Origin of the sequence: Streptomyces dysideae, from assembly GCF_001514305.1 — a bacterium.
Taxonomy (GTDB): Bacteria; Actinomycetota; Actinomycetes; order Streptomycetales; family Streptomycetaceae; genus Streptomyces; species Streptomyces dysideae.
Genome location: NZ_KQ949089.1, coordinates 75,667 through 100,384 on the forward strand (window position 1 = coordinate 75,667; position 24,718 = coordinate 100,384).

21 protein-coding genes and 1 pseudogene are annotated in these 24,718 nt (G+C 70.8%); 6 read left to right on the forward strand and 16 right to left on the reverse strand.

Annotated elements, in window-relative coordinates; genetic code table 11:
- The first annotated feature begins 45 nt into the window (after window positions 1-45).
- The 3 genes from AQJ91_RS23230 to AQJ91_RS23240 all read left to right on the forward strand — a co-directional run bounded on the left by AQJ91_RS23230 (window position 46) and on the right by AQJ91_RS23240 (window position 2,750).
- Entirely contained in the window at window positions 46-1,425 is a 1,380-nt protein-coding gene (locus AQJ91_RS23230; RefSeq protein ID WP_067025360.1) for an APC family permease, read from the forward strand.
- Window positions 1,422-2,102, forward strand: a complete 681-nt coding sequence (locus AQJ91_RS23235; RefSeq protein ID WP_234382794.1) for a hypothetical protein — start codon at window positions 1,422-1,424, stop codon at window positions 2,100-2,102. The genes AQJ91_RS23230 and AQJ91_RS23235 overlap by 4 nt, the downstream gene beginning before the upstream one ends.
- Window positions 2,103-2,213: 111 nt before the next feature.
- Window positions 2,214-2,750, forward strand: a complete 537-nt coding sequence (locus AQJ91_RS23240; protein ID WP_199848014.1) for a DinB family protein — start codon at window positions 2,214-2,216, stop codon at window positions 2,748-2,750.
- A gap of 186 nt (window positions 2,751-2,936) precedes the next feature.
- On the opposite strand, the gene AQJ91_RS23245 is transcribed toward AQJ91_RS23240, so the two are convergent.
- The 12 genes from AQJ91_RS23245 to AQJ91_RS55900 all read right to left on the reverse strand — a co-directional run bounded on the left by AQJ91_RS23245 (window position 2,937) and on the right by AQJ91_RS55900 (window position 14,617).
- The gene (locus AQJ91_RS23245) at window positions 2,937-3,398 is read right to left on the reverse strand and encodes a DUF7144 family membrane protein (RefSeq protein WP_067025069.1); all 462 of its coding nucleotides are present in this window, start codon (window positions 3,396-3,398) and stop codon (window positions 2,937-2,939) included.
- Between the two features lie 30 nt (window positions 3,399-3,428).
- Window positions 3,429-3,896, reverse strand: a complete 468-nt coding sequence (locus AQJ91_RS23250; RefSeq protein WP_067025072.1) for an SHOCT domain-containing protein — start codon at window positions 3,894-3,896, stop codon at window positions 3,429-3,431.
- A 146-nt stretch (window positions 3,897-4,042) separates the two neighbouring features.
- On the reverse strand, window positions 4,043-4,906 hold the full coding sequence (locus tag AQJ91_RS23255; protein WP_067025075.1) for a YhjD/YihY/BrkB family envelope integrity protein: 864 nt from the start codon (window positions 4,904-4,906) through the stop codon (window positions 4,043-4,045).
- 476 nt (window positions 4,907-5,382) lie between these two features.
- A complete protein-coding gene (locus AQJ91_RS23260) occupies window positions 5,383-5,580 on the reverse strand; it encodes a hypothetical protein (RefSeq protein WP_030039028.1) in 198 nt (65 codons plus the stop codon).
- Between the two features lie 137 nt (window positions 5,581-5,717).
- Window positions 5,718-6,245 carry a hypothetical protein gene (locus tag AQJ91_RS23265; RefSeq protein WP_067025078.1) on the reverse strand — a complete coding sequence of 176 codons (528 nt, stop codon included), beginning with the start codon at window positions 6,243-6,245 and terminating at the stop codon, window positions 5,718-5,720.
- Between the two features lie 30 nt (window positions 6,246-6,275).
- A complete protein-coding gene (locus AQJ91_RS23270) occupies window positions 6,276-7,892 on the reverse strand; it encodes an MFS transporter (RefSeq protein ID WP_067025081.1) in 1,617 nt (538 codons plus the stop codon).
- Window positions 7,893-8,084: 192 nt separating this feature from the next.
- The gene (locus tag AQJ91_RS23275) at window positions 8,085-10,766 is read right to left on the reverse strand and encodes a winged helix-turn-helix domain-containing protein (RefSeq protein WP_067025370.1); all 2,682 of its coding nucleotides are present in this window, start codon (window positions 10,764-10,766) and stop codon (window positions 8,085-8,087) included.
- Window positions 10,767-11,033: 267 nt separating this feature from the next.
- Complete coding sequence (locus AQJ91_RS23280; protein ID WP_067025084.1) at window positions 11,034-12,464, reverse strand: DUF2252 domain-containing protein; 1,431 nt, start codon at window positions 12,462-12,464, stop codon at window positions 11,034-11,036.
- A 254-nt stretch (window positions 12,465-12,718) separates the two neighbouring features.
- The gene (locus tag AQJ91_RS23285) at window positions 12,719-13,135 is read right to left on the reverse strand and encodes an SHOCT domain-containing protein (RefSeq protein ID WP_067025087.1); all 417 of its coding nucleotides are present in this window, start codon (window positions 13,133-13,135) and stop codon (window positions 12,719-12,721) included.
- 111 nt (window positions 13,136-13,246) lie between these two features.
- A complete protein-coding gene (locus AQJ91_RS23290; protein ID WP_067025089.1) occupies window positions 13,247-13,594 on the reverse strand; it encodes a carboxymuconolactone decarboxylase family protein in 348 nt (115 codons plus the stop codon).
- A gap of 75 nt (window positions 13,595-13,669) precedes the next feature.
- Window positions 13,670-13,918 carry a hypothetical protein gene (locus AQJ91_RS23295; protein WP_067025092.1) on the reverse strand — a complete coding sequence of 83 codons (249 nt, stop codon included), beginning with the start codon at window positions 13,916-13,918 and terminating at the stop codon, window positions 13,670-13,672.
- Window positions 13,919-14,296: 378 nt separating this feature from the next.
- On the reverse strand, window positions 14,297-14,617 hold the full coding sequence (locus AQJ91_RS55900) for a hypothetical protein (protein WP_234382797.1): 321 nt from the start codon (window positions 14,615-14,617) through the stop codon (window positions 14,297-14,299).
- A gap of 466 nt (window positions 14,618-15,083) precedes the next feature.
- On the opposite strand from AQJ91_RS55900, the gene AQJ91_RS23305 reads away from it, so the two are divergent.
- Complete coding sequence (locus AQJ91_RS23305) at window positions 15,084-17,525, forward strand: SpoIIE family protein phosphatase (protein ID WP_234382807.1); 2,442 nt, start codon at window positions 15,084-15,086, stop codon at window positions 17,523-17,525.
- Between the two features lie 712 nt (window positions 17,526-18,237).
- Window positions 18,238-18,486 (forward strand): annotated as a pseudogene (locus AQJ91_RS23310) (oxidoreductase); the annotation flags it as partial.
- 149 nt (window positions 18,487-18,635) lie between these two features.
- Here the strand turns inward: AQJ91_RS23310 and AQJ91_RS23315 are convergent.
- From AQJ91_RS23315 to AQJ91_RS23330, 4 genes are read right to left on the reverse strand one after another with little or no spacing between them, the layout of a single operon-like run.
- On the reverse strand, window positions 18,636-19,250 hold the full coding sequence (locus tag AQJ91_RS23315) for a GTP-binding protein (RefSeq protein ID WP_067025100.1): 615 nt from the start codon (window positions 19,248-19,250) through the stop codon (window positions 18,636-18,638).
- Entirely contained in the window at window positions 19,198-19,644 is a 447-nt protein-coding gene (locus AQJ91_RS23320; protein ID WP_067025103.1) for a DUF742 domain-containing protein, read from the reverse strand. Before AQJ91_RS23320 ends, AQJ91_RS23315 begins: the two co-directional genes overlap by 53 nt.
- 49 nt (window positions 19,645-19,693) lie before the next feature.
- Window positions 19,694-20,170: a roadblock/LC7 domain-containing protein gene (locus AQJ91_RS23325; protein ID WP_067025105.1), complete on the reverse strand. Its 477-nt coding sequence runs from the start codon at window positions 20,168-20,170 to the stop codon at window positions 19,694-19,696.
- Complete coding sequence (locus tag AQJ91_RS23330) at window positions 20,151-22,697, reverse strand: sensor histidine kinase (protein WP_407696899.1); 2,547 nt, start codon at window positions 22,695-22,697, stop codon at window positions 20,151-20,153. Before AQJ91_RS23330 ends, AQJ91_RS23325 begins: the two co-directional genes overlap by 20 nt.
- A gap of 615 nt (window positions 22,698-23,312) precedes the next feature.
- Between AQJ91_RS23330 and AQJ91_RS23335 the strand changes: the two genes are divergently transcribed.
- Complete coding sequence (locus AQJ91_RS23335; RefSeq protein WP_067025108.1) at window positions 23,313-24,458, forward strand: substrate-binding domain-containing protein; 1,146 nt, start codon at window positions 23,313-23,315, stop codon at window positions 24,456-24,458.
- Window positions 24,459-24,718: the final 260 nt, after the last annotated feature.

Here is a 24,718-nt window from a genome sequence, read left to right on the forward strand (position 1 = left end):
TTCCGCCGCTTGCGCATACTGATCATGCTTCGGAACCCTCTTTCCATGAGCTCCGAGTCGGGCGAAACGAAGAAGAGCCGGCCGTCAGGTCGGCTCACAGCGGTCCAGGGCACGGCGATGTATGTAGGTGCGGTCCTGGGCACCGGGGTCATCGCCCTGCCCGCACTCGCCGCCGACGCCGCCGGGCCCGCCTCCCTGCTCGCGTGGCTCGCGCTCGTGCTGCTGTCGGCTCCGCTGGCGGCGACCTTCGCGGCGCTGGGCGCACGTCATCCGGACGCGGGCGGGGTATCGACCTACGCGCGCCTGGCGTTCGGTGACCGTACGGCAGCGGTGGTCGGCTGGTGCTTCTACCTCGCGGTGCCACCGGGGGCGAGCGCCGCGGCCCTCTTCGGCGGCGCCTACGTGTCGTCGGCGCTCGGTGGCGGGCGGACCACCAGCACGGTGACGGCGGTCGCGCTGATGGCCGTCGTCACCGCCTCCAACGCGGTGGGTGTGCAGGTGACCGGGCGATTCCAGTTCGCCCTGGCCGGACTGCTCGTCGCCCTGCTGCTGGCGGCGGTGGCCCTGTCGCTGCCACACGCGAGCACCGAAAACCTGCGGCCCTTCGCCCCCCACGGCTGGACGGCGATCGCTCCGGCGGCGGCCCTGCTGGTGTGGAGCTTCGCCGGCTGGGAGGCGATCACCCACCTGGCGGGGGAGTTCCGGTCCCCGGCCCGCGACCTGCCGCGGGCGACGACAGCCGCCGTGGTCGTCGTCGGCGTGCTGTACCTGGCGGTGGCCTTTGCCGTCATCGCGGTACTGGGGCCGGGTGCCGCACGCTCCGAAGCACCACTCGGCGACCTGATGGCCGTGGGGCTGGGCGGCAACGCCCGGCTACTGGCCGCGATGGCAGCCCTGCTGCTTACGCTCGGAGCGATGAACGCCTACTTCGCGGGCGCCGCCAAACTCGGCGCCGCCCTCGGCCGGGACGGGGCGCTGCCGGCCTGGCTCACTCGAGGCAGCACGGCCGGCGAGGTGCCGCGCCGCAGCCTCGGCGTCGTCTCATCGCTCGCCTTGGTGTCGCTGGTCACCGTGGCCCTGACCGGCCTGGGAGCCCGCCCGCTGGTGCTGCTGACCACGGGGTCGTTCGTCACGGTGTACGCGGTCGGCGTGGCCGCCGCGTTGCGGCTGCTGCCGAAGCGGGGCAAGTCCCGTGCGGCGGCGCTCGTCGCGCTCGTCGCGGTGCTGATCATGCTGCTCATGTCGGGCCGGTACCTGCTGTGGCCGCTCGCGGTCACCGGCGCCGCCCTGGTCTACCTCAGGCTCGGCGGCCGACGAGCCGGCCGAGCAACATCCGTCGGGGCGGCACCGGATGGCGCGGCTTCGGCCGTGGCCGCCGCTCCACCAGTTGACGTGTCTTCGGACCCCACAGAGAGAAGCTCGTGACCGACAGACCTTTGATCAGCATGCCCGCCGGCCCGCAGGCCCCCGATCTGGAACAGCTCCGGGCCGCGGTGATCCGGTTCTCACAACTGCCGGGAGTCGACAAGGCGGCTGCGCCCGAGACCGCCGCGCCGGCACTGGACCTCGCGATCCGGGACCACCGCACGGCGCTGCTGCGCTGGCTCAACTCCTGGGGATGCCGCATCCGCTACCCCCGAGCCGGGGAGACCGATCTGTTCGACGCCGGAATTCGTGACTGGGCGGCCCGCTGGGCAGGCGCGATCGTCCCGGCGAAGGTGCCCCTCGCTCAGCTGACCGACGAGGACATCACACTGCTGGGCGAGTACTACGCGGATCTGGCGAACCTGACCGTCGGGACGCCCGGGCGCCCCCGGTCGCTGGGCCCCACGGCGGCGGCCAAGACGCTGTACCGGCTGCGTCCGCGCACCTTCATGCCCTGGGACGATGCCATCGCGAACAGCCTGCACGGTGCCCGGGACGCGGCGGCGTTCAAGGCCCACCAGAGCCTCGGACGGAGCTGGGCACGCCGATTGCTCGACGAGAGCGGGCTGGACGAGCGGGCTCTGGCCTCGGCCCTCGACAGCGAGGGCAGGTCACTGCCGAAGCTGCTGGACGACTACTGCTATATGCGATTCACCCGGGGAGACTTCGCCTCGTGACGCCGATGAAATCGAATTGATTTCTCGGTCATTTTCCTTGAATTCCAATGCGGAGCTACGGAGTTCACGCGCTGTTGCTGCGAGTGAATGGCGACTAGGATTCCGGTCATGATGGAATTGGACGAGCAGGGGCGCCCGATACCCCCGCTATCGGGCGATGAGGCCGTCACATTATTGGGATTCCTGGATCACCAGCGCGCGACACTGGCGTGGAAATGCTCGGGTCTGGACGCAGCCGGCCTACGGTCGACCGTGGGTGCCTCCACCATGACGCTGGGCGGGCTGCTGAAGCACCTGGCCTTCGCCGAGGACTGGTGGTTCTCCCGGCGGCTCCACGGGCATGCTCCGGCACCCCCGTGGAACGCGGTCGACTGGGGCGCCGACGTCGACTGGGACTGGAACTCGGCCGCCGGTGACACTCCGGAGCAGCTCCTGGCCCTCTGGCAGGATTCCGTGGCACGCTCCCGTTCCTTGACTGCGGAGGCGCTGGCGGACGGCGGTCTCGAGCACCCGGCCCGGCGCCCGCAGTCCGACGGGCAGGTCCCCAGTCTCCGGTGGATCCTGTGCCACGTCATCGAGGAGTACGCACGTCACAACGGCCACGCCGACCTCCTCCGGGAGTCGGTGGACGGGCTCACCGGCTCATGACGCCACCAGGGCGGGGCCCGAGGGTTGGTCCACCTCAGCGATGACCGCGTAGCGAGACTCCTCGCCCCGCCAGGGCAGTACATCGTCGGCCGCCGAGCGGGCCCGGCAGCCATCGCAGGTGTTGAGGCGCGTCGCCTCGCCCGCACAGCCTCCGCCGAGGCGGAGCCGGGCCCTTCTCTTTCCGCCTCACACCCTGTGAGGCGGGCGCTCCTCGGACAGCTCCCCGGACAGATCGGAGAGGTTGCCGCGCGGAACCACGCACAGGGCCCAGATGATGAAGCCCGAGAGCGCGATCATCACGACCGACCACACCGGGTAGTACGGCAGGGAGAGGAAGTTGGCGATGATGACGAGTCCGGCGATGGCCACGCCGGCGACGCGCGCCCACACCGCGGTCTGGAGCAGCCCGATGCTGACGATCACGGCGACCGCGCCCAGAGCGAGGTGGATCCAGCCCCAGCCGGTCAGGTCGAACTCGAACACGTAGTTGCGCGTCGTGACGAAGATGTCGTCCTCGGCGATGGCCATGATGCCCCGGAAGATGTCGAGCAGGCCGGCGAGGAAGAGCATCACTGCCGCGAAGGCCGTCAGGCCGGTTGCCCATTCCTGCTTCGCCGTGTGTGCCGGCCGGGTGTGTGTCGCGGTCATCTTGCGCCTCGATTCATGGTGTGCGGATGCTCAGCGACTGGGGGTGCGGGCGGTGGAACCGGCGTGCTCCGCCGAGCCGTGGCCGGTCAGGACCAGTTCCTTCGCCCTGCGGAACTCCTCGTCCGTGATGTCGCCGCGGGCGCGGATCTCGGACAGCTTGCTGAGTTCGTCGGCGCTGCTGGGTCGGCCCATGCCGCCTGCGGCTTCCCTGATGTGGGCGTTGAAGGCTTCCTGCTGTGCTCGGGCCTGCGCTATTTCCCGGCGGCCCATGTTCTTGCCGCGGGCGATCACGTAGACGAAGACGCCCAGGAAGGGCAGCAGGATGGTGAGCACCAGCCAGCCGGCTTTCGCCCACCCGCTCAGCACGTCATCGCGGAAGATGTCGACGACGACGCGGAAGAGCAGGACGAACCACATGATCCACAGGAAGAACAAGAGCATGCTCCAGAAGACACTCAGCAAGGGATAGTCGTACGCCAGGTACGTCTGCGCGCTCATGTCTCTTTCTCCGTCCCGGGCGCTCGCCCGGCCGCCGTTGCGTGCTGTCTTCAGCATGGGCACGGCCAGGGCCGGATGGCCTCACCCGACGCGGGTGAGCCTGCGGGCGGCCCGGCCCTCGATGGATGCGCTCCTGCGCGGCAGGATCAGGGTTCGGCCCGCGTACGGCGGGGGACGGCGGCTGTCCGGTACCAGTCGGAGGAGGCGACGTACTGGCCGAGGGCGAGGCCCGAGACGGCCACCAGGAACACGGCGATCAACCAGGAGAGGAACGTGAAGACGGGCCCCAGCGGACCGAACTCCTGCAGGCTTCGCTCCATGCCCGTGGGCACGAACAGACCGGCGGCCCAGCTCAGCACGACCGTGCCCGTGCCCGCCAGCAGCGCTCCCGGCAGCAGGTTCCGCCAGCCGATCCTGCCGCCCAGCAGCAGATGCTGGGACCACCACCACAGCAGCGTCGCCGACAGCACGGACAGCACCCATCCGATCACCGCGCCGCCGCCGAACCCGCTGCGCAGCGGTGCCTGGACCAGGAGGACGCCCAGCCAGACGAGCAGCCAGAGCAGCCAGCGCCAGACCGCGGCCCGCACCGGTGTCCGGGGCAGGTGCCAGCACCGCTCACAGACCGCCTGAAGCGCCCGGCTGAAGGCCGTGGCGGACACGAGAGTCACCAGCACGCCCACAGCTCCGGCGGCGTCCCGTGGTGTGCCGGTGGCGGTGAAGGCACGGCGTACCTCGTCGAGCGTGTCGCCGCGCACCCCCAGAACCGCACGGAGGGAGTCGGTCAGCAGGTCCTGCACCCCTCGGGGGGCGAACGCCGCGACGGTCATCAGCAGCGGGAGCGCGGTGATGAAGGCCTGCGCGGCCAGCCTCACGGAGCCCTCCACGACGTTGAGCGCCGACAGGCGGAGAAGCAGCCCGGCCACCGGACCGGACCGCAGGCTCGCCAGGACCCGCTCCACCGCCGCGCGCCTGCGGGACGCCGGGGCGGGGCCGGGTTTCCTTGCCATGGCTCACGGTGCCGCCCCGCCGGGCTCGTGTTCCTGTCCGGTGCGCGATGCCGAACCACGCGACGTGGTCATGGCTCCTCCTCGCGTGATCGAGCGCTCGTTTCCGGACCGCCGACGGGGTGGTGTGTGAGGGGCGGTGTGCGAGGACCTGACCGCTCCAGGGTCACGTCTGTCACCCGGTGCCGGGGTCACCCACCACGGGTGATCCGGCGACGCCGCCGTGGCGGTGAGGTGGGAATCTCCGGCCGCCTGCCCATCGGCTTTCCGGCCGGACGGAACGAGGAGACACGAGATGAGCGATCCGCGCACTGCCCGGACGGACCGCACCCGGTCGGGCCGTACGCGCACCGGCGCAGACGGCTCCGCCCCCGCCGGTGAGCGGTGGCCGTCCCCGTCGCCCGCGCCGTGCGAGCGGCGCTGAGGCTCCCGCCTGTCTCCACGCGAGGCCGCCCGGCACCGAACACCGCCCGGTCCCGTCACTCCGGCAGCTGCCGCATCTCCACGACACGCAGTCCCAGTGACTGGCAGCGTGCCAGCAGCCCGTACAGGTGTGCTTCGTCCACGACGGGGCCGAACAGGACGGTCTGGCCGGACATCACCACGTGGCCCAGCTCCGGGAAAGCTTTGGCCAGCGTTTCCGACAGGTGTCCCTCGACTCGGATCTCGTAGCGCACGAGCTGTCCTCCCGTGGACTGCCTGGGACAGGCGGACGGCACTCCTCCCTACGATCGTGCGCTTTCGCGCTCCTTCGGGCCTCACCCGGTACAGGTGACCCGTGGCCCGGCGACGGACCCCACGGACCAACGCCTTCTCAATGCTTCAGAACGATCTCGAAGGAAATGATCAGCAGGCCGAGCAGCAGATTGACCGACGCGGTGGCGGCCATCAGCCGCCGGGAAGCACCCGCGCGGCGTGCCGCGGCCACGGACCAGCCGACCTGCCCGGCCACGGCGACGGAGAGGGCCAGCCAGAGGGCACCCCGCACGTCCAGGCCCAGGAGCGGGCTGACGGCCACCGCGACGGCCGGCGGGACGGCGGCCTTGACGATCGGCCACTCATCGCGGCACACGCGCAGCACGACCCGGCGGTTCGGAGCCCGCTGCGCCAGACGCGCCCCGAACAGCTGGGCATGCACGTGCGCGATCCAGAACGCCACGCCGGTGAGCAACAGCAGCAGCACCAGCTCGGTGCGGGGGAACGAGCCCAAAGAGCCCGCGCCGATCACCACGGAGGCCGCGAGCATGGATCCGTAGACGCCGCCCGTGTAGTCCGCGCGGACCCGCCGCTCGGCACGGCACTCCCCGCGGGCCGTGGTCGGGCCGGTCCTGGTCCTGGACATCGGTGACTCCCTCCGGACTCAGCGCTTCGATCAGGTCACTCCGGCCGGAGCATCGGCGTCCGGCTGCCGCGGACGGCTGTCCCGGCCGGTCGGCAGATGTGGTGTGACCAGGAAACTGGCGAGGGCGATGCCGCCGGTGGCCAGGATCGCCGCCTTCAGGCCGTCCAGCTGCGCGGAGGCGTAGGAGTCCGCGACGGCGTCGACCTCGGACGGCGGCAACCCGGCACGCTCGGCCGCCGAGCGCACCTGATCGGTGGAGACGAAGGTGATCCCGGCCTCGAGAGCGACACCGACCTGCTCACGGGTCTGTTCGGACAGCTGCGGATTGTCGTCCACCTGCGTGGTGACGGCGTGGGCCAGCCCACCGATGAGGATCGACCCGATGAGCGCGGTGCCCAGCGCGGAGCCCAGATTCTGTGCCGTGAACTGGAGCCCTCCGGCCTCACTGCGTTCCTCCTCGCCGACGCCGGACTGGACGACGTTGCCCAGCTGCGAGGCGAGCAGGCCGACACCCACGCCCAGCAGGGCCATGGCTCCGGCGAACTGCGCGTCGTCGATGACCGGGTCGATGGTGGCCAGCAGCCACACGATGGCCGCCGCCAGGGTCACCAGGGCCAGCCGGACCACCCGGCGCGGCCCCATCACCCGACCCAGCAAGGACCCGCACAGGGAGGTCACGAGCATGCTGGCGGACACCGGGAGCAGGCGCAGCCCCGTCTCGAAGGCGTCGAACCCCTGAACCACCTGCAAGTACAGCGGGATGGTGAAGAACAGCCCCAGCAGAATGAGGTTCTGGCTCAGCAGCGTCATCAGGCCGGACCGCAGCACCGGCCTGCCCAGCAGGGACAGGTGTACCAGTGGGTCGGTCCCCCGGTGCTCCCGCCGCCGCTCCCACCACCGGAAGACGGCCAGGACGGCCACCCCCAGGCCGACGACGAACAGCGTCGGGGCGAAGCCGAAGACGGTGAAGGGAGGGTTGCGGGGCTGCACCCATCCCCAGGTGCTGCTCTGCAGCACCCCGAGCACGCCCAGTCCCAGTCCGGCCGCCGAGAGCACGGCACCGACGCCGTCCAGCCGGGGGCGCGGGCCGGTCCGGGGGGACTCCGCGATCACCCGGCGGCACAGCAGGACGGCCACGACGACCACGACCTCGCCGGCGAAGACCAGCCGCCAGGTGAGGTACGTCGTCACCCAGCCGCCCAGCAGCGGGCCGACCGCGATCCCGGCGCCGGCGAGCCCGCCGATGACCGCGTAGGCGATGGCCCGGTCCTTCCCGCGGTACGACTCCGCGACGAGGGCGGCCATGGCCGGCAGCACCATGGCGGCGCCCAGTCCCTCGATGACGGACCAGCCCAGCGTGAGGACCCCCAGCGTGGGTGCCGCGGCGGTCAGGGCCGACCCCACGCCGTAGACGACCAACCCCAGAAGGAACATACGGCGACGCCCCAGGATGTCCCCGAACCTGCCGCCGATGATCATGAACGCCGCCATGACCAGCGCGTACAGCGTGATGACGGCCTGGATGGCGGTGACCTCCGTGTCGAAGTCCTCGACCAGCTGACTGATGGACACGTTCATGACCGAGGTGTCCAGGACCATGAGGAACTGGGCCGTACCGAGGACGATCAGAGCCCGCCAGTGCTTCACGCTGTCCACCTCGCCGAGTCGGCCGGTACGCCGGCGGAGTCGGCCGGGCAGTGGCCTGCAACGCCCCGCCGCTCCTGCCCATCGCATCCGAAGTACGCGCCTCGTGCCTCACCCGCCACGGGGGATGGGCAGCACCCCTGCGATGTCCGGCCGGTGGGGAGAGCGGGCCCGAACCCTCTCACCGACGCGCGTTCACAGCAGCCGGAGGTCGCGCGCGCGGCGCACCGCGTCGCCTCGCCGGTTCACCGCCAGCTTCCGGTAGACGCTCTTGAGGTGGGTCTTCACCGTGTTCACCGACACGTAGAGGTCGGCGGCGACCTCCTCCGTCGACATCATCCGGGCCAGCCGCTCCAGGACGTCGCGCTCGCGTCCGCTCAGCTCCACCGCGACGAGCGGCGGGGACAGCGACGACTCCGGCCGAGGTTGCTCACCGTGTCGCGGCAGGCCGCGCGTGAGCCAGCCCGCTGCCAGCTCGTGGAGCGGAGGCGTGGCCAGGAGGGGCCGGATCCACGCTCCCGCATCGAGGAACGGACGTCGCAGCCGCTCCCGCCGAGCGTCGAGGAGCGCATGCGCCACGAGCCTGCGGGCGGCGGCGGTGTCTCCCGCCCCCTCCGCGGCCTGAGCCCTCACCAGCGCTGCCCTCACGGTCACCGCCGGCCCGGCCCGGCCCCCGGTGCGGATGCTGTCGAGCAGGTCGATGGCCGCCCCGGCACGGCCTGCGGCAACCTGGATCGCCGCGGCCTCCACGGCACACGTCGGCTGGTCGCCGGACACGCCCTGGAGCATCTCGGCGGCTTCGGCCGGCCGTCCTTCGGCCAGGTGGGCGGCGGCGGCGAAGAGCGCTTCATAGCCTGCCGCCCAGGGTGAGGCCATGGCGGCGGCGACGGCCGGGGCTGCCGCCTCGACGGCGGCTCGTGCCTTGCCCCTGACCGACAGGAGACGAGCTGTGGCGAGGGCTCGTCCCGCCGCCATCACCGGATCCCGCGTTCCCGATGGGAGCCGGGCCGTCTCGTCGAGGAGGGCTTGGGCCCGGCCCAGCTCATGGCGGTCGACGGCCACGGCGGCCAGGACCAGCTGCCCGATGCCGGAGCCGGACGGCTGGGGCAGGCCGACCCGCTCCACCTCGGGCACCGCCGCCAGGGCCTTGCGCTCCGCCCGGCCGAGCCAGCCGTTCAGATAGTCGAGCAGGGCCAGGTGCTCCGTCGAGTCCTCCCGGGGCAGCACGGTGGAGGCCCCGCCGGGAGCGCCGGCCGCCGCGGTCAGGGCGGCGCGCGCGTCCTCGAAACGCCCGGCCCACAGGCGGGCCGAGCCCAGATGGGTCAGCAGGAGAGCAGTGAGTTCGGGATGCTTGTCCAGGAGGTGTGCCGGGACCTCCTGCCGCAGTTCATCGGCCCTTTCGGCGGCCTTTTCGGCCTGTGGGGGACATCCGGTCAGCCGGGCGGCCAGTGCCTCGAGCAGCGCACAGCTCAGCTGGGCGGCCGCCGGCTCGGGCGCGTCGTCGGCCAGATGCTCCTCGGCGTGGCGCAGGCGGGTCAGCCCGCGGTCGAGGTCGTACCGGGACAGGTCGCGGGCCGCGCGCACGAGGTCCGCCGCGGCACTCCTGGCCTCGGGCCCCATGGGGGAGAAGAACTCGGTCAGGTCACCCGAGCGCAGGCCGGTGAAGAGCTGTCCGATCGCCAGGTCGTCGACGAGGGCGCCGGCGGCGAAATCCCAGTCGCCCGCGGCGGCGCCGTGGGCGAGTGTCTCCGGCAGGAATCCGGAACGACGCAGCCACCGCGCGGCCCGCCGGTGGAGTTCCGGCTCCAGGCCGGGCAGGCGCTCGCGCAGATGAGCCCGGAGTATCTCCCCGAACAGCGGGTGGAGCTGGTACCACGCGTGCCCGAGGTGCTCGACGAACGCGTTGTCGCGGTGCAGCCCGGCGAGAATGGGCTCGGCATCGGTCCGGAGGGTCAGCGCGTTGGCCAGATCGGGACAGAAACGCTCCAGGACGCTGACACGCAGCAGGAGGCCCTGTGTCTCCTCCGGCTGTCCCTTGAGGACCTCGGCCAGCAGGAAGTCAGCGACCGTACTGCGGTCCGCCTCGAACTCCTTCAGGTAGAGCTCCGGGTCGGCGCTCTCCAGAGCGGCCAGGGCGGACAGGCGCAAGCCGGCGGCCCAGCCCCGGGTACGGTCCACCAGGGCGCGCGCGGCAGAGACCGGAAGGCTCAGACCGTGCAGCTCCAGCAGTGCGACGGTCTCCTCGGGGGTGAACGCCAGCTCGGCGGCGCGGATCTCCGTCAACTCGCCGGCCGCCCGGTAACGGTGCAGCGGCAGCAGCGGTTCGGTGCGGGTGACGAGGACGAGGTGCAGGCCCCGCCCGGCGTGGTGCAGGACGAACTCCAGCTGGTCCGTGACCTCCAGATCGGTCACGCGGTCGTACTCGTCGAGCACGAGGATCACGGGCCGGTCGCGATCGTTCAGCTCGGCGGCGAGCGTTGCCAGCAGCCTTTGGTCCACCCCGGTCGCGTCCGCGGGGACCCCGACCGCGTCGGATGCCGGTGCACCGCAGGCGCGCAGTGCCTGAAGGACGTATGCCCAGAACACCCCGGGACGCCGGTCCCCGACTTCGACGGTGAGCCAGGCGACCGGTGGCGGCAGTCCGGCGGCCCAGTCGGCGGCGAGCAGGGTTTTGCCGGCCCCGGCCGCCCCGTTGACCAGTGTCAACGGCGTCCCGCGAAACTGGTCGAGGTGGTCGACGAGCCGCTGCCGCCGCAGGAACGTGGCAGGCCTCGCCGGGAGGGCGAACCGGGTGCGCAGGAACGGGTCTCCCTGGGGATCGGCGCACGGAACGGCCGGAACGGTCGGTCCTTGGGCGTTCTCGTAGGTCTCGGCCACGGCGTTCACCACCCCTGTCCGCCAGGGTCACGTCACGGGCGGCGCTCCCTCCCCCAGCATCCCAGTCTCCCCGCCCCGGCGCGCGGCACATCGGGCCACTGAGCCGTTCACCAGCCCTTATGCTCCTGCCGCCGGGGCCCACGGCGGTGTTCGTCACCCACAGCACCCCGTTGCTCTCCGGCACCTCGTTCCAGGCGCCGGGGAGGGCGCCCAGCGGTTCGGACACGACGAGGCGCGTTCGGGGCGAGCCGGGTGTCCTCTCCCGGGTCAGGCCGTCGGCAGCTCCTCCGCGGGCAGCCGGCCTGCGCGTACCGCGTCGACCAGGGCTTGGTGGTCACGCTCGTTCTGGTCGGCGTATGCCTCGGCGAAGGTGGCGAGTGCGCGGTCGAACGAGTCGCCGCTGCCCAGGTATGCGGCGATCGCGATGCGGTCGCCGGACCGCGCGTGCGCACGAGCCAGGGTGACCCCGCACACTTCGCCGAACGCCCGCATGTCGTTCGGCCGCATCCTCTCCGGCATGGCGATGCCCTTCCAGTCGCGCAGCTGGCGGACGTAGAAGTCGCGCTGCTTGCCGTCGATCCCGTCCACCCGTTCCCAGCCGAGGAAGATGTCGCTCGTCGCCTGCATCAACCGCTGGCCCGAGACCACCCGCTCGCCCTGGTTGGAGTAGCGGCTGGTGCCGACGCGTGCGGCGAGCACGGAGGCGTCGGCTTCCTTGGCCTGGAGGAAGAGCGGGTCCTGGCCGTCCCGGCCGAGAAGGAGAAAGATCCAGCACCGGGTGCCGACGCTGCCGACGCCGACCACCTTGCGGGCGACGTCGGCCAGTCGGTAGTCCGCCAGGAGCGTGCGCCGGTCGGAGGCGAGAGTGCGGCCGTACCGCTCGATCAGACCGCGGAACTGGCGCTCCAGCGCGCTGCGCTCGACGTCCGGCAGCAGGTCGCCGGCCGGGACGAGCAGGGGTGGATCCGCCGCGATCCTGGGCCGGCCGTCGACCGTCTCGGTGAGCTTGTCGAAAGCCTGGAGGCTGTCGCGGGTACGGGCCTTGGCCAGGGCGCGGGACAGGTTCTTCTGACCGCGCTTGTGGAGCCGGCCTGCGGCCAGGGACTCGAGGAGGTCCGCGTCGATCTTCGCGTACCAGACGTCGAGGTTACCCGTGCCCGCGAAGCGGATCATCGCCTGGCGGTACGAACGGACCGTGGAGCTCACGATGCGGGCGCGTTCGGCGTCGTCGAAGCCGTTTGCCCGCCCAGCGATGACGAGACTCGCCGAGAGCCGCTTGACGTCCCACTCCCAGGGGCCCGGCAGCGTCTCGTCGAAGTCGTTGATGTCGAACACCAACTGCCGCTCCGGCGAGGCGAGCAGACGGAAGTTCAGCAGGTGTGCGTCCCCGCACAGTTGGGCCGTGAGTCCCGAGCGGGGGCTGTCGGCCAGGTCGGACGCCATGATCGCGGCGGCGCCCCGGTAGAAGCGGAACGGGGACTCCATCATCCGGCCGTAGCGGATCGGGACGAGTTCGGGCACCCGCGCCGCGGACTGTGCCTCCAGGATCGCCACCGGGTCAGGCCGGTCAGGAGACGGCCTGTACACGGCGTGGCCCGACCGCGGGGTGCGGCGCCGCGCCGCCTTGCCGAGAGCCGTGCGTTCCTGGGGCGTGGTGTGGGGTACCGCGCGCATGGCCGTGGTCGCGTTCTGGGACATCGAAGACCCTCCTGCCTGGTCCGGCGGCCGTCGGGACACCCGGCACACGGCGCGGGGCACGTCGGGCAGAAGGGCAGCTCCGTGGCCTTCTGCCCGATGTAGGCCGCGCGGACTGCCGACGCCGGGTGGGCGCCTGTTCTCAGCTCCGGTTTTGCGAGCGGGGTCGATATGCGCCACGTAGGAGATGGGCGGGGCATCCGAGGCGGCGAGCGCCGGGATACGCGTGACGCCCGTCCCGTTGCGCGCTCATGGGGTCAGTGGAGGACCTTCTCCTTGGCCCGGCGGAACTCCTCGTCCGAGATGTCGCCCCGGGCCCGGACCTCCGAGAGCTTGGCGAGTTGATCCGCCTCGCTGACCGGGCCGGTGGCGCCGACGGTCTCGCGGATGTAGCGGTCCGTCTCCTCCAGTCGGGCCCTGGTGTGTTCCTGCTCGCGCCTGCCCATGCCCTTGCCACGGGCGATGACGTAGACGAAGACGCCCAGGAACGGGAGGACGATCGTGAAGACCAGCCATCCCGTCTTGGCCCAGCCGTTCATGGAGTCGTCGCGGAAGATGTCGACGATCACGCGGAAGAGCAGGAAGATCCACATGACCCACAGGAAGATCCACATGATCGTCCAGAAGGCGCCCAGGACCGGGTAGTCGTAGGCCAGGTTCAGATAGCTGTCCATTGCTTCTCCTGTTGGTGTCGTCCGTGTTCAGGTCGCAGTGCGTGCGAGGACGGGGCCGGGGCTCGTGCGGAGCCCGGCCGGGGCTCCGCACGAGCCCCGGCCGGGCGGTCGTCACTGCTCCTCTTCGCCGGGAAGTTCCAGCCCGAAGGCGTCGCCGATGGCGCGGGCGGCGGACACGACGCGGGCGCTGCCCACCACGGGGGCGATCGCCACGAGCGTTCCCTGGATCTTCTCCAGTGGCACGCCGAGTTCCGCGGCGGTGCCGATGTTGAGGAGGTACGAGGGGGCAGAGGCATCCATGGCCACCAGAGCCGCGATGCGTGCCAGCAGGTACGTCTCCTCATCCAGCCCGGAGCGCTCGTAGGTGTCGAGCGTCATCTGGACGATCGTCTCGAACACGGGCGCGTTCGCTTCGGCGAGGGCGGCGACGCCGCCCGCCCCTGTCTCTTCTGCAGCCATCTCGGGCTCCTTTCCTTGGGGGTTGGTGTGACGGACGTCTTCAGGACTTCAGGTTCCGGCGCGCGCCGGGCGGCGTCACCCTCGGACTACCGGCTGGTCGCCGCCGGCCGGGTGTTCGGCTGTGCCGGAGGCTGCGGCGAGAGTTCCGAGGAGAGCCAGCACGAGGACGACGATGCCGAGGACAAGCGCCACGGCCCCGGGGGTGGGGTAGTTCCACAGCACCAGGGCGAGCGCGCCGCCGGCGATGGCGATGCCGGTGATCCACTTTCTGTGTGCGCCCAGCCGGCGGCCGGTGGCGCCGGTGCGCAGACCGTGGCGCGCCACGGCCCGGCCGGTGGCCCCGGATCCGCCCGACGCCGCCCGCCTGACCCACCGGGCACCGCGACCGGGCCCGCTGCCGTACAGCGCAGACGCCGGTGATGAACGGAGGCCACCTTGCGCAGCCGTTCGTACTCGTCCCGTTCCGTGGCGCTCAACGGAGGTTCGGCGACCGGACGGTCGCGACCTTCCGAAGCGGATGACGAACCCCCGGAGGACTCCATAGGTCTCCCTTGGCACACGGTACTCAGCTGAATGCAGGGACAGGGCACAGTGGTATGGGCAGTGGCACGGGGCATCCGCCGACGTCGCTGCCTCGGGGGATACCCGGACGGTGCCGCTCCGCGTCGTCCGCGGCCGCGTGGGTGATGGAGTCGGTCGGTCTCAGGCTTCTTCCAGGGCCTCACCGAACTCGCGCAGCACCCGGCCGTGATGGCTGTGGGCGAGCTGGTGTCCGACCCCCAGGACCACCGCCACCGGCCATTCGAGGATCTCGAACGCGGCCAGTACGCCAACGCCCACGAGAAAAGCGAGCTGTTCGGGAGGTAGCAGTTCAACACGCGCGCCGAACACGTCGAGCGTCACGCTGTGGTGGGCAACAGCGCGTTCAGCTGCCCCACTTGGAGACTTCGCGTCCGCACCCGAGCCGCCCTGGGGGGAGCGGGCCTCCTGTGGGGTGACAGTTGCTGCGGTCATGGCTGCCATCCGTTCCATCGTCGACAACGGACCCGTCGGCGATGCGTTTTGGCATGTTTTGCCTACTTGTCAACCATAGCCAGGGTGAGCGGACGGCGCAGCGCGAAGTGGTGCCCACCTCGTGTGGCGCCTGCCCTCGCCGCACCGGGAGGCGGCCCGGATCAAGTTCCCGCTCGCTCATCCCTCGTTCGATCTCGACCCGGGCAGGGGGCATGGCAGGCAATGTACGGGCGTTTTCCGAGGTCAGCGGGTTCTCGGAGCTGATCGGAGTCATGCAGGGAACGGTCGGACATCCGTGGAGCGGGAAGCAGCGGCGTCCCCTTCGGTGCCGCCTGCCGACCTGCGCGTGCGCGCGAGGAGAGATACAAGTGGGAGAGGAGCCGACGCGACGGATACGAGGTTTCCGCCGCCCTGCGGTCTCTGCTGAGTCTCCCCAGCCCTCGAGAGTCGAGGGCAGGACGGGTGATGAGTGGACATGGAGAATGCCGACCCCCTCGGAAACGGCCTCGATCAGTTTCCGGATCAGGTCACCTCGGCTACAGCGGTCGTAGACGCGGGGGGGATCGTGACGGGGTGGAGTTCCGCCGCCCAGCGGTTGCTCGGGTATCCGTACGAGGACGTGGTAGGGCGTCCCGCGGCACGGCTGCTCGGCGGGAACGCCGACGCCGTGGTGCGTTTCTCCGCGGTTCTCGAGGGACGCGGCGGCCCGACCCCGCTGCGGCACCAGGACGGCCACCACATGGACGCCGAGTTGCGGGCGTACGCGTCACTCGACCGCGAGGGCAACGCGCAGTGGCTCATCGTGGCCACGTCGCCGCAGCAGCCGCGTCCGCATCGGGAGCCACGTCCACACGAGGACAAGGCGACGACAGAGGAAGCCTTCGCACAGTCCGACCTGCCTGTGATGATCTACGACGCCGAGTTGCGGGCCTTGCGCGGGAGCGCCGGCGCGACCCGCGCACTGGGTCTCACGGAGGAGCAGATACGCGGTCGGCGCGTCACCGACATCCTGCCTCCCCATATCTGCACCACGGTCGAAGAGGGCATGCGCCGGGTGTTCGAGACGGGAGAACCGGAGCGGTTCGACGTCCATGGCCGGCCGCGGCGCGGAGCCCACGACAGATACTGGGCCGTATCCGTGTCCCCCCTGAGGAACCCGGCAGGACAGGTGCGGCATGTGCAGCTCATCGCGCTCGACGTCACCCAACAGCACCAGGCCCGGGAGCGGCTCGTCCTGCTGAACGACGTCAGCGCACAGGTGGGCAGCACCCTCGACGTGATGCGCACGGCTCAGGAGATGGCCGACGTGGCGGTGGGGCGGCTCGCCGACTTCATCAGCATCGACCTGCTGGACGGGCTGTTCCGGGGCGTCGAGCCCAGGCCGTCCGCCACGGGCTCCGTCGCGCTGCGCCGCGCCGCGCAGCGGTCCGTCCTCCCCGGCACCCCCGAGGCGGTGATCCGGCCGGGCGAGGTGGACTACTACCCGGAATCCACGCCCCCTGCCCGTTGCCTGGACACGGGCCGGTCGTCGCTGCACCGCACCCTGGACGAAGCCATCGAGAGCTGGCAGGTCGCCGACCCCGCGCGCGCGGCGAAGGTCCGCGACTTCGGGATGCATTCGATCATGGTCATCCCGCTGCGCGCCCGCGGCATCACGCTCGGCGTGGCCGTACTCGTCCGCCACCGCCGCCGGGACTCCTTCGACGAGGACGATCTGCTCCTCGCCGAGGAGATCGCCGCACGCACTGCCGTGGCCGTGGACAACGCCCGGCGCTTCACTCGCGAGCGGACCACCGCCCTCGCCCTGCAACGAAGCCTGCTGCCGCAGCGGCTCGCCGCCCAGGAGGCCGCGGAGGTGGCCTACCGCTACCTCCCGGCCCGGTCCCGGGCAGGGCTGGGTGGCGACTGGTTCGATGTGATCCCGCTGTCGGGCGCCCGGGTCGCCCTGGTCGTCGGAGACGTGGTGGGCCATGGCCTGCGCGCTTCCGCCACCATGGGGCGGCTGCGTACCGCCGTACGCACGCTGGCGGACGTCGACCTGCCCCCCGAGGAGCTCCTCGTCCATCTCGACGACCTGATCACCCACCTCAGGGCGGAGGAGGAGGTGGCAACGGGCCCCGAGCTCGAGATCGTCACCGATCTCATCGCCACCTGTCTGTATCTGGTCTACGACCCGGTCTCGCGCCGCTGCGCCGCCGCCGGCGCGGGCCACCCCCCGCCCGCCGTGGTCACGCCCGACGGCAAGGCCGAGTTCATCGATCTTCCTGTCGGCCCGCCGCTGGGAGTGGGCGGGCTGCCTTTCGAGGCGGTCGAATGGGAAGTGCCCCGAGGCAGCCTCCTCGTGCTGTACACGGACGGCCTCGTCGAGGTCCCCGAACACGACGTGGGCAGGGGCATGGCGCTGCTGCGCCGGCGCCTGGAGCACCCCGCTCACTCGCTGGAGGCCACCTGCGACGACCTGGTCCAGAGCCTGCTCCCCGCACAGCCGTCGGATGATGTCGCCCTGCTCATCGCCCGAACCCGGGCCCTCGGCGCGGGCCAGGTGGCCACCTGGGATGTGCCTTCCGACCCCGCCGCCGTGGCCGACGCCCGCGACAAGGTCGCCCGTCGCCTCGCGGACTGGGGACTGCACGAGGTGGTCTTCACCACCGAGCTGGTGGTGAGTGAACTGGTCACCAACGCGATCCGGTACGGCACCCCTCCCGTTCAGCTGCGCCTGATCCGCGACACCGCGCTCATCTGCGAGGTTTCCGACGGCAGCAGCACCGCCCCGCACATGAGGCGAGCACGGATGTTCGACGAAGGCGGGCGCGGCCTGCTGCTCGTCGCTCAGTTCGCCGAACGTTGGGGCACACGCCACCGGACCGGAGGGAAGTCGATCTGGGCGGAGATCGGCCTTCAGGACGAGTGGTCATGACGGTGCCCGGCCGCCTGCGGCCGCCGCCGTCCATCCCTCCGAGCCACCCCGCCCGCAGCGGTCCTGGCAGCCCGGCCGGACACCTGCTCGCCGCGCACCGCGTGCGCGCGCCACCCGCGAGAACGCCGCGCCCGAGCCCGACGAGGCCCAAGGGTCTGGCGCGGAGCCTGTGGTGCCGCTGCAATCCGGAGAAGCGCCGGGGCCGGGGCGACCTGTGCCTCATCACGCAAACGGATCCGGACGAGGAGGTCCGAGGCCGACCAGAGACGAGTCGACTCACGGTCGGCGAGTGGCTGGACATGTGGCTGGCGGGCAAGAAGGGGCGGCAGAGCGCCATCAGCCGCGACGAGAGCAATGTCCGGGTGCACCTCAGCCGCATCCACCGTCACACCCGCAGACGAAGCCGAGGTCGTGGTCCCGGCAGTGACCAGCGCCGCCCTTGCCGCCCTGCAGGCCGGCCCGGCGAGTCCCAGCGCAACGGCCGAGAGGACGCCGCCAGAGCAGCGGTGTTGCAACGACCCCAGGACGCACCGAACGCCGAACGCCGAACGGCGATTGGAATCAACGGTTCTGGCGTGAACGGATCGGGCCCGTGCTCCGTATGCTTATCCGATCGTGGTGCGTATCCGGACGAATTGCTCGATCTTCATGGAGTTAGTGCACATGGGCCGCGAGTGCAGCGGCCACGGGGGGATGTGAGGAAAGCATGGCGATGGCGAGTAGCGCGGTGCGCAGAGGCACCGTGCTGCCGGTGGACGCGGCGCGCTGGGCGATGTGGACTTTCGTCGTCGTCAACGCGGTGATCGTCGAGACGCTGTTCCTCAGCGCCGGTTCAGGCAAGAACGGGGTGCTCACGGTCGCCAAGTTCTTCGGACTGCACGCAGCCCTGCTGATGCTGTTCCAACTGCTGCTGGTGGCCCGGCTGCCCTGGCTGGACCGCCGCATCGGGATGGACCATGTTCCACCGTCCGCTCACGCATCGCTCACGCACACTGGGTGGTTGACCAGCTGGCTGACCGACGGGTTGTGCGCGGATACCGGCGGAAGACGGTGACCGGGTGGGTTGTCGGCGTACCCGTCACCCGTCATTGGCTGGGGAACACGGGAGAGTCAGGTCGCCGTGGCCTCTTCGGCGTTGGACAGGGCGACTTCGAGCACGACCAGCAGTGCGTCCCGGACCGAGCCCGTCTTCCGTGCGTCGAAGACGATCAGCGGTACGTGCTGGGCGATGTCCAGCGCCCACCGCACCTCGTCCAGGTCGTGCTCGACCTGGCCGTCGAACGCGTTGACGGCGACCGCGAACGGGATGCCCTTGTGCTCGAAGTAGTCCACCGCCGCGTAACAGTCGTCCAGCCGGCGGGTGTCCACGATCACCAGGCCGCCGAGGGCGCCCTCGACCAGGTCGTCCCACATGAAACCGAACCGGTCCTGGCCCGGCGTGCCGAACAGGTACAGCTTCAGCGTCGGGTCGATGGTGATGCAGCCGAAGTCCATGGCGACCGTGGTGGTGGTCTTGCCGGGAGTGAGCGTGAGGTCGTCCACGCCCGCCGCGACCTCGGTGATCGCGGCTTCCGTGGTGAGCGGTCGTATTTGTGAGATCGAGCCCACAGCCGTGGTCTTGCCGACCCCGAAGCCGCCGGCGATGACCATCTTGACCGGCAGCGGTGGCTGTTCAACTGGTGTCGCGGAGTGAGCCCCGTGAGTCGGGGACGGCACGGAGACCATCGATAACCCTTCGCAGTACGGAGAGGTCCTGGGCCGTCCTGGCGTTCGGCCTGTAGACCGCCAGATGCCCGGCGGCACACAGATCCTCGGCCAGCACGCGGACCACGTTGAGATGCAGTCGCAGCCGGGCGGCCAGTTCCGCCACGGACTGCGGCCGTCGGCAGGCGGCGACGATGTCGTGGTGCTCGAAGGTGAGCGAGCGGAGGACGGAGAGCCCGTCGGAGGTCGACACGACCTGGGTCTCGACCGGCATCGGGGGCCCGGAGCCGCCCCCCGACACCCGGCCGGCGGTCAGCAGGAACGGCCGGATCGCGGGGGCACGGCCGGCCGGCTCCGGCGAGTCCCCGGCGTCCCCCGCTGCCTCGTGTGGTACTGGTCCACCGGCGGCCATCATGATCCCTTCCTGAAGTCCCTGTACGCGTCGACCCCGGCCGTGGGACGGGTCAGTCGGCCGACGCGGCGCCGACGCTGTTCTTCAGCTCCAGCACCAGTTGGGGAGTGAGCGCGGCCCCGGCACGGTTGGCGAACAGGGCCATCTCGTACGCGATGTTGCCGAGCTTCGCCTCCTTCGAGGCCACCACGCCGAGTACGGCGCCGCCGCCGATGACCGAGACCAGCACATGGCCCCCTTCCAGGTCGATGATGACCTTGTTGAGGGCACCCAGGCCGTAGTTGCCGGAGGCGCCCGCGGCGAGGCTCGTCATGCCGGACACGATCGCGGCGAGCCGCTCGGAGTCGGCCTGGTCGCGCAGCTGGGAGACCGCGATCAGCAGGCCGTCGGACGACACCGCGATCGCGTCGACGACACCGGCGGTCTCCGTGGCGAACCGGTCGAGCAGCCAGGTGAAATCGGCCGCGGCGGCTCGCAGGTCGGAGGGCGCACCCCACTCGGAACTGCTGTCACCTGTCGACGTGTTCACTGCCCGGCTCCTTCTCGGTTTCCTGGTGTTGCGCTGGTGCTGGTTCCGTCCGGGGCAGGGCGCTGTCCTGCTCCGCCCTGCGTACGGCGGCCTCGAACTCGTCGAGTTCCGATCGGACCTCCTCGGCATCGACGGGATGCCGTGCGGCCGATGTTCCCCCGTCTGCCGGTGGGGTGGTCATGGTGAGCGTCGCGCCCCGTACCCGCCGCCGTAGCGGCCGTGGGCCGTCCGTTGAGGGCGGCCCTTCGGGGCCGGTGGTCTGCTTCGCCCCGGCGCGGGCCGGGAGGCGTCGGGGGAGGCCGTCCCGCGGGGAGGACGGGGTCGCCGACCGCGGTTCAGGGGCAGGGTCGGGCGCAGAGGAGAGGGCGGCGGGGGTCGGCGGCGCGGGCGCGAGGGCTTTCTGCTCGGGCCGCGTCGGGAATGCCGCCACCGCTCCCGTCGGGTCCATGGCCGCGAGTGCCGCGGAAGTCACGGAGGCTACGGGGTTCACATCCAGCAGGAGCGCGGAGGGAATCCAGACGGTGCCGGTGACCCCGCCGCCCGGCGTGCGGCTCAGGGTCACCCGTACGCCCCAGCGCCGGGCGAGGCTGCCGACCACGAAGAGACCGAGCACTCTGGTCGGTACCAGGTCGAGCCGTTCCCGGCGGATCAGCCGGGCGTTCTCCTCGGCGAGGCGTTCCGTGCTCATGCCGAGGCCGTGGTCGATGACCTCGATCAGGGCCCCGCCGTCCGCGGTGACGTCGGTACCGGGCCGGACGACCACCTCGACGGGCGTGTGGGACGGGGAGAAGGAGACCGCGTTCTCCAGCAGTTCCGCGAGCATCAGCGTCAGGTCGGCGATGACGTCGGGCTGGGCGGTCATGTCTGCCTCGGACCGCAGGGACACCCGCTGGTACCCCTCGATCTGGCCCAACCCTGCCCGGATGACGTTGGCCAGGGTGGTCGGCCGGGCCTCGGCGCCGGTCTCCCGGATTCCGGCGAGCAGCATCAGGCTGTCGGCGTTGCGCTGGAGGCGTACGGCGATGTGGTCGATGCGGTAGAGCCGCTCAAGGACGTCGGGGTCGGTTTCCTCGCGTTCGACACCATCGATCAGCGCAAGTTGACGCGTGGTCAGATTGCTGACGCGGTGCCCGACGTTGCCGAACATCTCGGCCACGTTGCGGCGGCTCAGCACCTGTCGCTCCAGCAGCTGGGCGGCGGTGACCTGCACCCGGTTGAACGCCTCGGCCAGCTCGCCGATCTCGTCGCGGACCGGGACCGGGATCGAGTGCGGCCGCAGCGGAGTGCTGTCGTCGGATTCATCGTCCGCGACTCGGGCGAGTTCCTGGCCCGCCACGTCGACGACCTGCTGGGCGGCGCCGGTCAGGGCCGCCAGGGGGCGTACGACCGAGCGCCGGACCCAGAACGAGAAGGTCAGCCAGGCGGCGAAGCCGAGAAGGGCCAGACCGAGCAGGGCCAGCGCGTTGTGCAGGGCGCTCTTGGAGACGGTGTCGGCCCGGGCGGCGATCTGCTCGATCAGGGACCGGGTGATGCCGAGGCGACTTTCGCCCTGGCGTGCCCCGGCCTCGATCGCCTTGCGAAGCTCGCGTGGCGACCGGGCCTGCAGGGAACTCGGATCGATGTTGAGCTCCTCGAACCGGGCTTCGAGGCCGTGCTGCTCGGCGGCGCGTTCGATGCCATCCAGGCTCAGGACCTGCTCCGGCGTGGCGATCCGGCTGAAACGTTCCGACTGGTACTCGTAGAGCTCGTGGGCGCCGACCGCGCGGGTGTACTCGGTGAGGGCGTTGGCGTCACGGGTCTGGGCGGAGAACACGCTGGTCTCGAAGGCCGCATGGGCGGCGTCGGCGCGCAGCACCGTGTCGAGCAGATGGGTGACCGAGGACGAGGAGGTGCCGGAGAAGGCGTCGAGACCGATGCCGTCGATCAGGTAGTCGACCGCGAACGCGTACGCGGGGTCGATATTGGCAACAGAGACGTATCCCCGCTCAAGTTTCTCGCGCAGGACGGCAAGGCCGCCAAGGTACTCGAGCGCCTGCTCCCCCTCGTCCGGCAGGCTCGACCCGAACGCGGTACGTACGGCCTCGGCCCGAGCGTCGGTGTCCCGCTGCGCCTGGCGGTAGGCGCTGGTCGACGGCAGGGTGGCTCCGGGGCGGGTCGACTCGTACTGCACGGACAGCAGGAGCGCCTGCCGGTGTTCGACCTGTACGTCGTTGATCAGCGTCGTGACCTGTTCGCTGTCGCGTACTAGCTCCGCCATCCGGTCGGCGGCTCGGGCCTGCTCCACCTGGCCGTTGACGCCGGCCCCGAGCAGCGCGCCGACAGCCACGATGGGCACGATCACCAGGACGTTGAGTTTCCGCCGGAACGGCCACCGGTCGAGGACGGCTCCCGCTCTGCGGCGGAACCGCGGCTCATGGTCGCCACGTTCGGACGGGTCGGCGTGCCCGGACGGGCCGCGCGCGGGGTGGGGGTCCCCCTGCTCGAGCGTAGCCGAGAGTGGGGGAGGGCCCACTGTCTTCGCAGACACCCTGGCCTCCTTCGTTGTGCTCGTGAGCGGTGACCGAGGGTGTCATTGCGCCGGACCGCCGACAGCCGGGGAACGGGAGTGACGCTTTCGAAGCGCCCTGCGCTGGAACAGCGAAGGGGATCGCGCGCCAATGATCACCGGCTGTGCGGACACTACCGTTTATATGATTATTTACAACACGTGTGCCATCAACAGTTGACTACGAATCTTTCGTCGACTTTGTCGATCACGGTGTCCCGTCCGCCGCAGCAGTTCGTCGGCGTACGCGATGCAGTCCGGTGATCCCTTGCCTGGCAGCGGAGTTGACGCCGACCGACTGGTTCGGCGCGGCCCTCGGCCCCGGTAGCGCGAGCTGCTCGCGTCCACCGGTCGGCTCATGCGCTCGCGCCGGTACCGGGGCTCGTGCCGTACGGGCGTTCGCCGGCGTCCTGCTACATTCCCACCGCGACAAGCCCCCGGGCCACCGCCCAGGGCGCCGTCGTGGCCGCCTCATCGCCGTCGGCCTTGCGGGCTGCTCTTCCGGCGGGGCTACGCGTCGGATCCGTCGCCACTCGTAGCCCATCTCCTCCCCCCACCTACTCCCGTACCACCTCTTTTGTCCTGTGAGGAGACCCCGTGCACCCCACCCGCAACACGACCGTGTCAGCCGCCGTGCTCCTGGCCGTGGCCGGCACCGCCGTCGTCGGCTGCGAGGGCGGCTCAACCACCGCCGCATCCACCGTCCGGTCCTCCCAGCCCGGCTGCCCCACCGCCCTCACCAAGGCCAAGCAGGCCGTCAAGAAGGCCGAGGCCGTCAACGCCCCCTGGACCGGTCCCACCACCGGGCCGGAGGCCGTCCCGGACAAGACCATCGTCTACATCGCCCAGACCATGACCAACCCCGGCGTCGCCGGCGTCGCCAAGGGAGTCCAGGAAGCCTCCAAGGTCGTCGGCTGGAACGTTCACACGATCAACGGCCAGGGCACGCCCTCCGGTATCAAGGCCGCCTTCAAAGAGGCCCTCGCCCTCAACCCCTCCGGTATCGTCATCGGCGGCTTCGACCCCGAATCCGCCGCCCAGCAGGTCCAGGAGGCAGACGCCGCGGGCATCCCGCTGATCGGCTGGCACGCCGTGGGCGCCCCCGGCCCCAGCGAGGATCCCAAGCTCTTCAGCAACATCACCACCAAGGTCGAGGATGTCGCGAAGATCAGCGCCGACTGGATCATCGCCCGCTCCAACGGCAGTGCGGGCGTCGTCCTGTTCACCGACGCCTCGATACCCTTCGCCAAACGCAAGTCCGAGCTCATCAAGAAGGAACTCGCCACCTGCTCCGGCGTCGAGCTGCTGAGTTACGAGAACATCCCCATCCCCGAAGCGGGCAGCCGCACCATCGACAGAGCCTCCTCCCTGCTCTCCCGCTTCGGCGGCAAGTGGACCTACTCCGCCGCCATCAACGACCTGTACTTCGACCACGCGGCCTCCGCCCTGCGCGCCGGCGGTGTACAAGGCGGCGGCGCGCCGTTCAACATCGGCGCCGGCGACGGTGACCCCGGGGCCTTCCAGCGCATCAACGGCAGGGAGTTCCAGGCCGCCACCGTGCCCGAGCCGCTGTCCGAGCAGGGCTGGCAGATCATCGACGAGTTCAACCGCGCCTTCGCCGGCAAGCAGGCCAGCGGATACGTCGCTCCCGTCCACATCGCCACCGCCGCCAACAGTGGCGGCGCGTTGTCCTGGGACTCCGAGGGCTACCGCCAGGCGTACCGCGAGATCTGGGGCAAGTAGCGGCCTGTTCCTGTGCCCGGCGTGGCGAGCATGCGTCCGGATGCGGACCGGAACTCATCTGGACGCGGCGCTCATCACCGTTACCGAGCAGCTTGTGGCCGACGGCTGGGAGACAGGTATGACTGAGAGGCGCGTGAGGATGCCCCCACGGCCGATGCCGATGCACGCACGATCGCGCCGGACTCCTACACGGTCCAGGTCCTGCGGCGGCACCGCGCGTGGCAGGACAACGAGCGCGAGGAGCAAGGGAGCGTAGAGGA

Coding starts and splice junctions, on each gene's coding strand:
- AQJ91_RS23230 (WP_067025360.1), top strand. CDS start 46: ATGAGCTCCGAGTCGGGCGAAACGAAGAAGAGCCGGCCGTCAGGTCGG.
- AQJ91_RS23240 (WP_199848014.1), top strand. CDS start 2,214: ATGGAATTGGACGAGCAGGGGCGCCCGATACCCCCGCTATCGGGCGAT.
- AQJ91_RS23245 (WP_067025069.1), bottom strand. CDS start 3,398: ATGACCGCGACACACACCCGGCCGGCACACACGGCGAAGCAGGAATGG.
- AQJ91_RS23250 (WP_067025072.1), bottom strand. CDS start 3,896: ATGAGCGCGCAGACGTACCTGGCGTACGACTATCCCTTGCTGAGTGTC.
- AQJ91_RS23255 (WP_067025075.1), bottom strand. CDS start 4,906: ATGGCAAGGAAACCCGGCCCCGCCCCGGCGTCCCGCAGGCGCGCGGCG.
- AQJ91_RS23265 (WP_067025078.1), bottom strand. CDS start 6,245: ATGTCCAGGACCAGGACCGGCCCGACCACGGCCCGCGGGGAGTGCCGT.
- AQJ91_RS23280 (WP_067025084.1), bottom strand. CDS start 12,464: ATGTCCCAGAACGCGACCACGGCCATGCGCGCGGTACCCCACACCACG.
- AQJ91_RS23285 (WP_067025087.1), bottom strand. CDS start 13,135: ATGGACAGCTATCTGAACCTGGCCTACGACTACCCGGTCCTGGGCGCC.
- AQJ91_RS23290 (WP_067025089.1), bottom strand. CDS start 13,594: ATGGCTGCAGAAGAGACAGGGGCGGGCGGCGTCGCCGCCCTCGCCGAA.
- AQJ91_RS55900 (WP_234382797.1), bottom strand. CDS start 14,617: ATGGCAGCCATGACCGCAGCAACTGTCACCCCACAGGAGGCCCGCTCC.
- AQJ91_RS23305 (WP_234382807.1), top strand. CDS start 15,084: ATGGAGAATGCCGACCCCCTCGGAAACGGCCTCGATCAGTTTCCGGAT.
- AQJ91_RS23315 (WP_067025100.1), bottom strand. CDS start 19,250: ATGGTCTCCGTGCCGTCCCCGACTCACGGGGCTCACTCCGCGACACCA.
- AQJ91_RS23320 (WP_067025103.1), bottom strand. CDS start 19,644: ATGATGGCCGCCGGTGGACCAGTACCACACGAGGCAGCGGGGGACGCC.